Origin of the sequence: Allobosea spartocytisi (genome assembly GCF_014764685.1) — a bacterium.
Classification (GTDB): domain Bacteria; phylum Pseudomonadota; class Alphaproteobacteria; order Rhizobiales; family Beijerinckiaceae; genus Allobosea; species Allobosea spartocytisi.
Map to the genome: position 1 here is coordinate 1 of NZ_JACXWY010000046.1, position 10,308 is coordinate 10,308.

Sequence of the window (10,308 nt, forward strand, 5' to 3'; positions counted from 1 at the left end):
CGGACTCTGAGTAGAAAGCGCAACGAGATCATATCCTTGGGCGGAAGAGCATGAAATCAAAAAGGGAACGCAAGACGTCGCCGTCCCCTTAAGCGGTTCAAATTGAAATTGGGAAGGGAAAGCGACAAAGGAGCCCGGCGATCTGGGTCCAGGGTAGCGGATCTGGGACGCGGTAGGTCGATTGCAACACTTTGATAACCTTAATGCAAATTTATGTAACGGAAGCTATCATGAGGTTGGCTTCCGTCATAGCGATGTCTCTTCGCGTGCTTTCATCACTATCGATAACTGTCCCTTATCGATAGTGTTGGACGTTCGCCCGCAAATCAGCGATTCTTAGCGTCATCAGCCCGGAAAACCGCATGCGCCGGGTCTCAGATCGACAAGAGGACGCCACCGCTGCCAGCCCCCTCCCCTCCTTCGGATGCCTTCGGCTGTCGCCGGCGTGCGGGGCGGCCCTTACTCGGTCCGCGGCACGGTCTGGTGCGGCGCGCTGGTTACGACCTCACCGCGCGCGATAGCCACGAAGCGGCGCTTGACCTCGGCGAACAGACCCGGCGTCAGTGCGCCGTAGTAGCCGCTCTCCGTATCGATGTTGCGCAGGTCGGGCCCGGGCCACGCGAAGCGGTTGCTCTCGGTCAGCACGATCCACGAGCGATCGGCGTCGAGCCGCAGGCGCGCCTTGACGTCGGCCGGGATCTCGATCGCGTCGGCCGGGTTCTCCGGCGGCGTGTGCGTGATCGGCAGGACACGCACGATCGGCGCGCCCTCCTCCGTCGTCATGACAATCGCCAGTACCAGGCACGGACGGTCCTTGTCGCCCTCCTCGCGACCTTCACGGTGCTGCCAGTCCCACAAGTATGCGTAGCGAAAAATCCAGCCGACGCGGACTCAGTCGGCAGCATGTTTACCGGCGGAGGCACTGAGATGCGCAGGATCGGGTGTCAGTTCGGCAGTCTCGACCGCCTCGATCTCGGCGTCGGTCAGATCGGCGGTGCGCTGGACTCGCCGGTCGCGCTTCGACATTCGGACGAAATCCTCATAGGCCATCAGCACGGTACGCGGCCGGCCATTCTTGGTGATCACCACCGGCTCGCGCACGGCGGCATCCTGGTAGGCGCCGAAATTCTTGGAGACCTCGGCGGCAGTCACGGTCGAAGCCATGATTGGTTCTCCTTTATTCCGGAATATACGGAAATCCCGACAATCCCGCAAGAGGTCCATCAATGACCCTCCCTCCCCTTCGCTTGCCCGACAAGGCCTCGCTGGAAGCGATCCTGGCGACACTTCCATCCGCGTCCGCCGATGCGGACCTGGTCCCCACCCTGTCCGCGGCTTTTCCCGGCTTTGACTTTAGCGTGGCTCGGATCGATGACGACTATTGGCGCGACACCCGTTCGGTGATCCGGCCAGATGGCACGCGCGTCGGGGAGCTGCGGCCGTGGTTGACGGCCGAACTTGCCAAAGACGGCGGCGACGTCAAGGCGGTCTGGTCGCGCCTCAAGGAAACCGACCTGCAGATCACCGAGTGGCGCGGCACCAGCGCCTTCGTCTTCGCGGCGACTGGTCCCGCGGCCGCCGACTACATCCAGATCGCGCTCGGCCGCGAGATCGAGTGGCGCGCCGGCCCGATCGTCAATCGGGATTACCGGCCCTGGGGTGCGCAGGAATTGCTCGACCCGAGCTGGCCTCGAGATAAGCCGCTGCCCGACTCGGCTCGCCTCGTCGGCCCCCTCTACCGCCTGCTCGACCGCGCCGGCGGGGCCTTCGTCCACGTCCGCAGTTTCCTCGACCGCTGCGGCCGCGTGGAGCGCGAAAAGCGCGAGGCCAAGCGTCCCGAGATGGAGCGGCGTGTCGTCCGGGAGACCGGACCGCGCGGCGTGACGCGCGAAACGCCGTTCCTTGACCTGGTGCCGGACTATTTCGAGTTCGTGCCGCGCGAGGTGAGGTTCTTCCGGGACTGGGAAGCCTCGAGCGCGGGCGCGCAGCGCGTCTTCACGCACTGGGCGCTCGACGCTCGCGATTACTGCCACAAGGGCGAGCGCGAAGTCGGCTTCATTCCCCGGCCATTGAAGATGCCGAGCGACCGCTTGCTCATGACGCCTGAGACGACCGCTCATCAATTGATGGATCGCATTGAGGCGATCGACCGCGAGATCGCCCTGCCCTTCGGCTGGTTCTTTCTCATGACGCACGGCCACTGGGTGGAGGCCGATGTCGGTCTCGCGATCGCGGACGCCCTCAAGGCCCAGCGGGTGCGCCTGCCCGATCCGAACGCCGCCGTGCTTTTGCGCTGGGCCGAACAAACCTACGGCTTCTGAGGTCACCATGGACGATATCGTCAAAGGCCGATCCCTCGATGCCGAATCGCAACGCGCCCTCGAGCTCGACACGCTGTCGGCCATCCTGCCGATGGACCGGCGCGATCGGCTGGCGCAGCTGCTCACCGACGACGACGTCGCGACGCTGAAGCATCTCGCTAAGGAAGGCATGGGCGAGAACAGCCTTCGCGCGCTCACGTCGGATCTTGCCTATCTCGAAGCCTGGGCGCTAGCGGCTACCGGCGAGCCTCTGGGGTGGCCGGCACCTGAGGCGCTGGCGCTAAAGTTTGTCGCGCATCATCTGTGGGATCCCGCGCATCGCGCGAGCGATCCGAACCACGGCATGCCCGCCGACGTCGCAGCCGAACTGCACGCCGACGGCCTGTTGCGAAGCGAGGGGCCGCATGCACCGAATACGGTGAAGCGCCGCCTTGCAAGCTGGGGGACGCTGCATCGCTGGAAGGGGATCGAAAGTCCGCTCACCGCGCCGAGCCTGCGCTCGGCCGTGCGACTGGCGGTGCGCGCTTCGCCGCGGCCGCGGCGCCGCAAGAGCAAGCGCGCCGTGACGCGCGACGTCCTCGACCGGCTGACGGCGACCTGCACGACGGATCGGCTGGCCGACACCCGAGATCTCGCGATTCTGCTGCTGGCGTTCGCGTCAGGAGGCCGCCGCCGGAGCGAGGTCGCGCGCCTGCGGATGGAGCAGCTGAGCGACGAACCGGGCGTTCTGCGTGATCCGCTCGATCCGAGGTCGCCGACCTTGCCATGCGTCTCGATCCAGCTCGGGCGCACAAAGACCGGCGACGCAGACGATGCGGGGAGGGTCTTTCTCGTCGGCCCTCCCGTCGAGGCGTTGCGGGAGTGGCTCTTGCGGGCCGACATTCAGAGGGGCCCTGTTTTTCGTGCGATTGACCGGTGGGAGGCGTTGGAGGACCGCGCTCTGACGCCGCAGTCCATCAACTTGATCGTCAAGCGGCGTTGCGCGATGGCGGACCTGGATCCCAAGGAATTCGCAGCCCACGGGTTGCGCGCGGGATATCTCACCGAGGCAGCGCGCCAGGGCATTGGCTTGCCTGAGGCGATGCAGCAGTCGCAGCACCGGTCGGTCCAGCAGGCGGCGAGCTATTATAACGAGGCGGAGCGCGCGCAGGGCAGGGCCGCACGGCTCGGGGTATAAACGTTATCACCAAGAACGCGTCCGAACAGACCACGCCAACCGCCCCAAAAACCGCAAACCATCCAGGCTACGCCGCGTTTTGGGATGTAACGGGCGCGCAGTGTCGGAAGTTCTCAGCTGAGAACTCCCTGACGGAAGAGCCCCGTTTCAGTTCCTGCGCATGCAGCTGGCTTCGCTAGGACAATCCCCCGGATGCGCGAACCCCGCTGGATCATGTCATTGCGAAAGTTCTCAGCTGAGAACTTTTCGTGGCGGTCTCCGACACCGATAGCGAACCGAAGCTTCAACGATGCGACGCGAATCATATACGACCGCAAGCAACTGTCTCCTCTCTGTATAGCGATCCGAGCCCGCGAGCATTTCCGACTGTACGCCGGCCTCGCCACAATGGTTAACGCGCATTAACTCTAAATCGCTTGACCGACTCGGAAGAACAAGAGAATTTACGCTCAACACGAAAAATAGCGACATCGAGCGTAGATGACCGACCTGACACAAATTGACCCCAGTCATCGCACCGGAAAGAAGGTGCGTTCATTGACGCGTCTTATCGAGTCCGACGCTGATCTGCTCAGCGCACAGCTGAAGGAACTCCGCACTCGTGCCTTCCCTCCAGCGGCGGAGAAGGAGCTTCGCAAATTCACCTCCGGCGAGGCTGCGAAGCTGATCGGCGTCACGGATGCCTATATCCGCCAGCTATCGATCGCGGGTGACGTGCCAGAGACCGAAAAGAACGCCCGCGGCCGGCGTCTGTTTACGCTTGAGCAAATCCACGAAGTGCGTCGGACGCTCGCGCGCACAAAGCCGAATTATTTGCCAACTCGTCGTGCGGGCGATCATCTCCAGGTAATCGCAGTCACGAATTTCAAGGGCGGATCGGGCAAGACGACAACGGCCGCGCATGTCGCACAATATTTTGCGATGCGCGGATTTCGGACGCTCGCGATCGATCTCGACCCGCAAGCGTCGTTGTCAGCTCTCTTCGGACTGCAGCCTGAATTCGACCTACAGGACAACGACACTCTCTACGGTGCTATCCGCTACGACGACCAACAGCGCCCGTTAAGCGATATTATTCGAACGACGTACTTCGCAGGGCTCGATATCGTCCCAGGCAATCTCGAGCTCCAGGAGTTTGAGCACGACACACCGCGCGTGCTCGCCGAGCGCCGCCGTGGCTCTGACCGAATGTTTTTTTCGCGCATCGCGACGGCGTTGGCTTCAGTTGAAGACCGATACGACGTCGTCATTCTCGACTGCCCCCCGTCGCTCGGTTTCCTAACGCTCTCGGCGCTTTGCGCCGCGAGGAGCGTTCTTGTCACGATTCATCCTCAAATGCTGGATGTCGCGTCGATGTCGCAGTTTCTGCACATGACCTCAAGCCTTCTTGACGTCGTCGAGCAGGCAGGTGGCGACGCAGACTACGACTTCTTTCGGTACGCGATCACGCGTTACGAGCCTTCCGACGGGCCACAGGGACAGATCGTCGGCTTGATGCGAAGCCTGTTCGGCGAACGCGTCCTGACAACGCCTATACTCAAGTCGACGGCGATTGCTGACGCTGGGTTGACGAAGCAGACCCTTTACGAAATCGGCCGCGAGAATTTCACGCGCAGCACCTATGACCGGGCGATCGAGGCGCTCGACACGGTCCATGTTGAAATCGAGAATCTTGTTCTCGAGTCTTGGGGGAGGGCGACATGAACAAGCGCCGCGATCAGCTCAAAGTCATGATGGCGCCTATAACTGCGCCGCCCGCCCCGAGCGAAGATAGGCCGACACGCTCGCCTGTGTCATCTGGTTCGCTCAAAGCGATGGGTCTCTCTCTGCAGAGCCTATCCGACGATGCCGACGAGGCACATGCGCTCCGAGCGCAGCTCGCCTCGGGGGCACAAGTCGTCGAGCTCGACCCCAACCTCGTCGATCCAGCTTTCATACGCGATCGTCTCAATGTGAGCGACGGCGACGAGTTCGAGGCCTTCAAAGCAGGGCTATCGGAAGATGGGCAACAGGTTCCAATCCTCGTTCGGCCTCGCGCAGACGCCCCCGGACGTTATCAAGCCGCGTATGGGCATCGCCGTGTCGCCGCGCTCCGTGCCCTCGGGCGCCCTGTAAAGGCGATCGTGCGCGAGCTCAGCGACGAGGAACTGATCGTCGCTCAAGGAAAAGAGAATACGGATCGCAAGGATCTCTCGTTCATCGAGCGAGCGCTGTTCGCAGCCCGGCTTGAAGATCGTGGTTTCTCGCGCACGGCTATCATGTCAGCGCTCTCGGTCCCGAAGGGAAATCTATCGACGATGATTTCGCTTGTCAGAGAGCTTCCCGAAGACCTGATCGTCGCCATAGGCGCGGCCCCAAAGATCGGACGACCGCGTTGGGAGCAGCTGGCGTCGCTCGTGAAGCAGGGCGATGAAAAATGGCGCGAAGCCGTGTCTGATCCGGATTTTCAGACAGCACAGAGTGATGCTCGCTTCGAGCGCGTATTGAAGGCCCTGGTCCGCCGTCCGAAGAAGCCTGCGACGCATATCGTCAAATCCGACGATGGAAAGCAGGTCGCTCGCATCCAGCGAGCCAAGGATCAAACTCGTCTCACGATCGACAACCGTCACGCCCCAGACTTCGGAGCGTACCTCGTCGATCAGTTGCCCGAGATCTACGCGGCGTTCAAGCGCCGTGCTGATGCGTGAACCGCGTACCCTGAAACACGAAAGGAACCGTAGCGGCAAAAGAAAAAGGCCCCCGAAACGTCACCGTCCCGGAAGCCTCTGTCTTAGTTTGGCGACTGATAGAGAATCACTTCCGCGAATCGCAGTCAAGTCTCGAATGCGAGACGGCGTCATTTTGGCGAGCAGATTTTCTTTGCCCGGCTGAGGCAAAGACATGGAACCATATCAATCAACGACGCCCTTTGGGCGGCGATCACTAACGCTCGCCCATGTGGCAACGCAGGTAGCCGCTTCGTCCCGACCGCCCGAGAGGATCGTCCACAAGTGGCAAATCTTCAAGACGATCTCGACTGCTCGAACACGCCTCGGTGTGTCCCAGCAATCGCTTTCGGTGCTCAATGCCCTTCTGTCATTTCACCCTGAGACCGCGCTGAGCGGTGATGACGATCTCATCGTCTTTCCGTCGAATTATCAGCTCGCTCTTCGCGCGCACGGCATGCCAGCATCGACGTTGCGACGGCACCTCGCGGCCCTTGTGGACGCGGGATTGATCATTCGTCGCGACAGCCCGAACGGCAAACGATACGCCCGCAAGGGCCGTGGCGGAGAGATCGAGCTCGCCTTCGGGTTCGAACTCTCACCGCTCGTCGTCCGGGCCGGGGAGTTCGAGAGCCTGGCGTCGGCGATCGAGGCAGACGCCCGCGCGCTGAAGCTCGTGCGCGAGCGGATCACGATCTGCCGGCGCGACATCGCCAAGATGATTTCTACGGGGATAGAGGAGGGCGTGCCGACCCGGAGGGCAGGGCAGGGGCCTGCCGACTGGCACGAGGTTCACAAGGGCTTCCGCGCGATCGTGGATGCGATTCCGCGAACCGCTACGTGCGCCGAGCTCGAACCGATCGCCGAGACGCTCTCTCAACTCGCCGATGACATCCTCAGCCTGTTGAAAAATCATATCAAAGCAGAGAATCTAAGCGCCAATGAGTCCCATTCCGGGCGTCACATACAGAATTCAAATACAGATCCCCTTATTGAACTTGAACCTGGCCTTCGAGAAGGCGGGGGGGCGAGGGCGGAGCCAGAACACCAAACGCCGAGGATGCCGGAAGGGACCTATACCCTAGGTTTTGTGATGCAGGCGTGCACGGAGATTGCCGAATACGCCAAGGGCGGGATTTCGAACTGGCGCGACTTTTTGGCGACCGCCGCGGTGGTCCGGCCCATGCTCGGGATTAGTCCAAGCGCCTGGGAGGAGGCGCAAACCGTGATGGGCGAGGTCCAGGCGGCCATCGTCGTGGCCTGCATCCTCGAGCGAAGCGGTGCAATCAATTCGGCCGGAGGCTATTTGCGCGGTTTGACCACCAGGGCGGCGGCCGGCGAATTTTCGCTCGGCCCGATCCTGATGGCCCAGATCAATTCGAAGCTGCGTGACCAGAAACGCCGGGCATGACCCACGCTCGGCGTTTTTTCCCGCTCGAACGAGTCAGATCGGCAGCTTCTTCGAGCGCGTCTGGCGCGCGAGCGTTCGATCCGCGCGATTTTTCTTCGCGATCGCCGACGCTAGCTCATCGTAGTCTACGCCGCTCTTCTGCAGCGCTCGCTTTGCGTCCGACACCTCGAACCCCAGCAGCTCGAACACTGTCATGTTCAAGCTCGAGGCGATGCGTTCCATCGTCCTCAAGGTCGGATTCCCGATGCCGCGCAGGATCGTATAATAGGTCCCGCGCGCGAGCCCAGTTTTGGGCAAAAAGGCTTCCATGCCGCCGTTTTCGATTTCGAGTTGCTGGAGTCGAATTGCGAGCATCTCGTTCAGCATCGAGTGATCGACAGGCAGAGGTTTGCGAACCGGGGCCATATTGTCCTAAACTAGACCGTAACAATTGCGTGATTGTAGCACGCTTCCAACGTCTAGTATATTGGACGTTTGTGGGTGTTGGCCACGCCTAAGTGGTTGAGCGGACTCGGTTCGTTTCGCCTTCTGGATCGGACACTGGCGTCTCTGAGAACGAACTTGGTGCGGGCGCTGGGAATAGCTCCGACGGATGGACCCCTACGCGCGCCGCAATGAGCTCGACCGTGTCGAGGCTCGGATTTCCGGCGTCGCTCATCAAATGAAAGTAGCTCGACCGAGGAATACCGAGCCGGTCGGCGAAGGCTCGGCGGCTCAGCCCGGTTTCGCTGCGCAAGCTTTCCAGGCGTGCTTGAAACGCTCGCAACAGCGAGTGCTCATTTGAATTTCGTTCGGCTTTGCGCGTACGCGAATTGCTCAACATCCGTCATCTCCAAGCTGCGAAAGCAGCCGCAATAAGCATGGATCGCAACAAGCGCCCCGCATGGACGACTCGTCAACATTCAATATAATGTACGGATTCGATTCAACGAGGAGAAGAGAGCCCAGACAAAGAAAAACCCGGCAAAGCCGGGTCTCTCAAGAGGGTAAGCGGTCGGGCGACGGCAATCGCCTGCGACGCCAATAACTCACAATGGCATCTTAGATCGCAGCACCTGACAGTTCAAGAGACGTGCGCTTTCGCGCCACGGATTTTCTTTGCCCGCGCTCTTCGGAAGGAGAGGTTGCGAATGCAGGAGCTTGGCCAAACACCATGCAGTCCGTTTGGGAACCGGGGGCTTTCTCGCGGGACGCTGAGGATCAATGCGCTCGTGCGCGAATGCCCGCGAGGCACGTCAGCGCACAAGTGGAAGGTCTTCCGCGACATCAGCGCAGCACGGTCCGCGCTCGGCGTCCCCGATCGCGCGCTGATCGTCCTCAGCGCGCTGCTGAGCTTTCACCCAGACGCGGTGCTGACAGCCGGCTCGCCCGATCTCGTGGTCTATCCTTCAAATCGATATCTTTCGCTGCGCTCGCATGGAATGGCGGCCTCCACGCTTCGGCGCCACCTGGCCGTCCTCGTCGCTCATGGTCTGATCCTGCGCCGCGATAGCCCAAACGGAAAACGCTTCGCGCGAAAATCCGTCGATGGCGGCGTCGAAGTCGCCTACGGCTTCGACCTTGGGCCGATCATCGCGCGCGCGAGTGAGTTTGACCGGATGGCGCGCCAAATCGAGGAGGAGGTGCGGCTCCTGCGCAATCGTCGGCAACGTTTCACGGTCCTGCGGCGCGACGTCGTGAAAATGATAGCTGCCGGCATCGAGGCGAACCTCCCGATCGACTGGCTCGCGTTGCACGGGGAATATCAGACCATCGTCGCGCGCGTTCCGCGCACGCCGACGGCAGAAGTCCTCGATCCAATCGTCATCGAGCTCCAGGAGCTTGCCGATCGCGTCCTCAATATCCTGGAATCGAATCTTGGCGAGGCTCGGACTACGACGGCGCCGAATGATTCTGAGGCCGCTACGGGTGCGTTTCTCAATCCGGCGGCGGCTAACGCGGTGCTCTCGATCGAAGCGGAACCCGACCATCGCACGGTTCGGCCTGACAATGTCCCGCTGCGCGTGGTGCTCGAGGCCTGCCCCGACATCATCGACTACGCGCGCGATCAGATCCGTTCCTATCGCGACCTCCTCAGCACGGCTGCGATCGTTCGGCCGATGCTCGGGATCAGCCCCAGCGCCTGGGAGGAGGCGGGCACTACGATGGGCGAAACACAGGCAGCGATCGTCGTCGCGGCGATCCTGCAGCGCGGCGTTGCGATCAAGAATCCCGGGGGGTATCTACGCAATCTCACACGACGCGCGGCCGCCGGGCAGTTTTCGATGTGGCCGATGCTGATGGCGATGTCCGCCCGCCGACTGAAAGAACGATCAGCGTGAACTGCACGTGGAACGAAGAGCGGCCTCAAGCCTCGGGTGGAGGCGGCAATCGGCCGAGCCGCCTCAGGCCGTCGTACAGGATCTTGTCGACGATGCGTAGCGGGTGGGTGCGCTGCTCGGCGGCCATTTGCCGGACGACCAGGTCGATCGCGTCGGGCAGTCTCAATGCGTAGGGCCGCGACGACGAACGCTCGCCATAGGGTTCGAAGGGATTGTCGTTGCGACCGCGCGACTTCGGGTCGCGTTGCCTTTCCCCGGAAGCTTCTTTCTGGCCGCGCGTCGCAACCGGCACAGCCGGCGCAGGCCTTGTGGCGGGTGTGTCATCGTAGTCGGGCGTAACGACAACCGGCTTCACCGCGGCCGAGCCGACGGG

The 10,308-nt window shown here is 62.0% G+C and carries 10 protein-coding genes and 1 pseudogene; 6 read left to right on the top strand and 5 right to left on the bottom strand.

Annotated features, from left to right (window positions below):
* Positions 1 to 459: 459 nt before the first annotated feature.
* Both IED13_RS28135 and IED13_RS28140 read right to left on the bottom strand, forming a co-directional pair.
* A pseudogene (locus IED13_RS28135) lies at positions 460 to 905 on the bottom strand (plasmid maintenance toxin (PemK-like)).
* Positions 892 to 1,164, bottom strand: a complete 273-nt coding sequence (locus tag IED13_RS28140; protein ID WP_191126095.1) for a type II toxin-antitoxin system Phd/YefM family antitoxin — start codon at positions 1,162 to 1,164, stop codon at positions 892 to 894. Before IED13_RS28140 ends, IED13_RS28135 begins: the two are co-directional and overlap by 14 nt.
* Positions 1,165 to 1,226: 62 nt before the next feature.
* On the opposite strand from IED13_RS28140, the gene IED13_RS28145 reads away from it, so the two are divergent.
* From IED13_RS28145 to repC (IED13_RS28165), 5 genes are all read left to right on the top strand, one after another.
* Positions 1,227 to 2,321 carry a hypothetical protein gene (locus IED13_RS28145; protein WP_191126096.1) on the top strand — a complete coding sequence of 365 codons (1,095 nt, stop codon included), beginning with the start codon at positions 1,227 to 1,229 and terminating at the stop codon, positions 2,319 to 2,321.
* 7 nt (positions 2,322 to 2,328) lie between these two features.
* The gene (locus tag IED13_RS28150; protein WP_191126097.1) at positions 2,329 to 3,498 is read left to right on the top strand and encodes a site-specific integrase; all 1,170 of its coding nucleotides are present in this window, start codon (positions 2,329 to 2,331) and stop codon (positions 3,496 to 3,498) included.
* Positions 3,499 to 3,978: 480 nt separating this feature from the next.
* Positions 3,979 to 5,202, top strand: a complete 1,224-nt coding sequence (gene repA / locus IED13_RS28155; RefSeq protein ID WP_061979486.1) for a plasmid partitioning protein RepA — start codon at positions 3,979 to 3,981, stop codon at positions 5,200 to 5,202.
* The gene (gene repB, locus IED13_RS28160) at positions 5,199 to 6,185 is read left to right on the top strand and encodes a plasmid partitioning protein RepB (protein ID WP_191126098.1); all 987 of its coding nucleotides are present in this window, start codon (positions 5,199 to 5,201) and stop codon (positions 6,183 to 6,185) included. Before repA ends, repB begins: the two co-directional genes overlap by 4 nt.
* A 193-nt stretch (positions 6,186 to 6,378) precedes the next feature.
* Positions 6,379 to 7,614, top strand: coding sequence for a plasmid replication protein RepC (gene repC / locus IED13_RS28165; RefSeq protein WP_191126099.1), 1,236 nt, complete (start codon positions 6,379 to 6,381; stop codon positions 7,612 to 7,614).
* 33 nt (positions 7,615 to 7,647) lie between these two features.
* Here the strand turns inward: repC (IED13_RS28165) and IED13_RS28170 are convergent, their stop codons facing one another.
* Positions 7,648 to 8,019 carry a helix-turn-helix domain-containing protein gene (locus IED13_RS28170; RefSeq protein ID WP_019200226.1) on the bottom strand — a complete coding sequence of 124 codons (372 nt, stop codon included), beginning with the start codon at positions 8,017 to 8,019 and terminating at the stop codon, positions 7,648 to 7,650.
* A gap of 88 nt (positions 8,020 to 8,107) precedes the next feature.
* Positions 8,108 to 8,437 carry a helix-turn-helix domain-containing protein gene (locus tag IED13_RS28175; RefSeq protein ID WP_191126100.1) on the bottom strand — a complete coding sequence of 110 codons (330 nt, stop codon included), beginning with the start codon at positions 8,435 to 8,437 and terminating at the stop codon, positions 8,108 to 8,110.
* A gap of 307 nt (positions 8,438 to 8,744) precedes the next feature.
* Here IED13_RS28175 and repC (IED13_RS28180) point away from each other — a divergent pair, with 307 nt between their 5' ends.
* Positions 8,745 to 9,935, top strand: coding sequence for a plasmid replication protein RepC (gene repC / locus IED13_RS28180; protein WP_191126101.1), 1,191 nt, complete (start codon positions 8,745 to 8,747; stop codon positions 9,933 to 9,935).
* Positions 9,936 to 9,960: 25 nt separating this feature from the next.
* Here the strand turns inward: repC (IED13_RS28180) and IED13_RS28185 are convergent.
* The coding region (locus IED13_RS28185) for a hypothetical protein (RefSeq protein ID WP_191126102.1) at positions 9,961 to 10,308 on the bottom strand (348 nt) is incomplete at its 5' end.

Bases quoted from the DNA above. Each gene is read 5' to 3' on its own strand.
- IED13_RS28175 (WP_191126100.1), bottom strand. From the start codon at position 8,437: ATGTTGAGCAATTCGCGTACGCGCAAAGCCGAACGAAATTCAAATGAG.
- repC (WP_191126101.1), top strand. From the start codon at position 8,745: ATGCAGGAGCTTGGCCAAACACCATGCAGTCCGTTTGGGAACCGGGGG.
- IED13_RS28145 (WP_191126096.1), top strand. From the start codon at position 1,227: ATGACCCTCCCTCCCCTTCGCTTGCCCGACAAGGCCTCGCTGGAAGCG.
- IED13_RS28140 (WP_191126095.1), bottom strand. From the start codon at position 1,164: ATGGCTTCGACCGTGACTGCCGCCGAGGTCTCCAAGAATTTCGGCGCC.
- repB (WP_191126098.1), top strand. From the start codon at position 5,199: ATGAACAAGCGCCGCGATCAGCTCAAAGTCATGATGGCGCCTATAACT.
- IED13_RS28150 (WP_191126097.1), top strand. From the start codon at position 2,329: ATGGACGATATCGTCAAAGGCCGATCCCTCGATGCCGAATCGCAACGC.
- IED13_RS28170 (WP_019200226.1), bottom strand. From the start codon at position 8,019: ATGGCCCCGGTTCGCAAACCTCTGCCTGTCGATCACTCGATGCTGAAC.
- repC (WP_191126099.1), top strand. From the start codon at position 6,379: ATGGAACCATATCAATCAACGACGCCCTTTGGGCGGCGATCACTAACG.
- repA (WP_061979486.1), top strand. From the start codon at position 3,979: ATGACCGACCTGACACAAATTGACCCCAGTCATCGCACCGGAAAGAAG.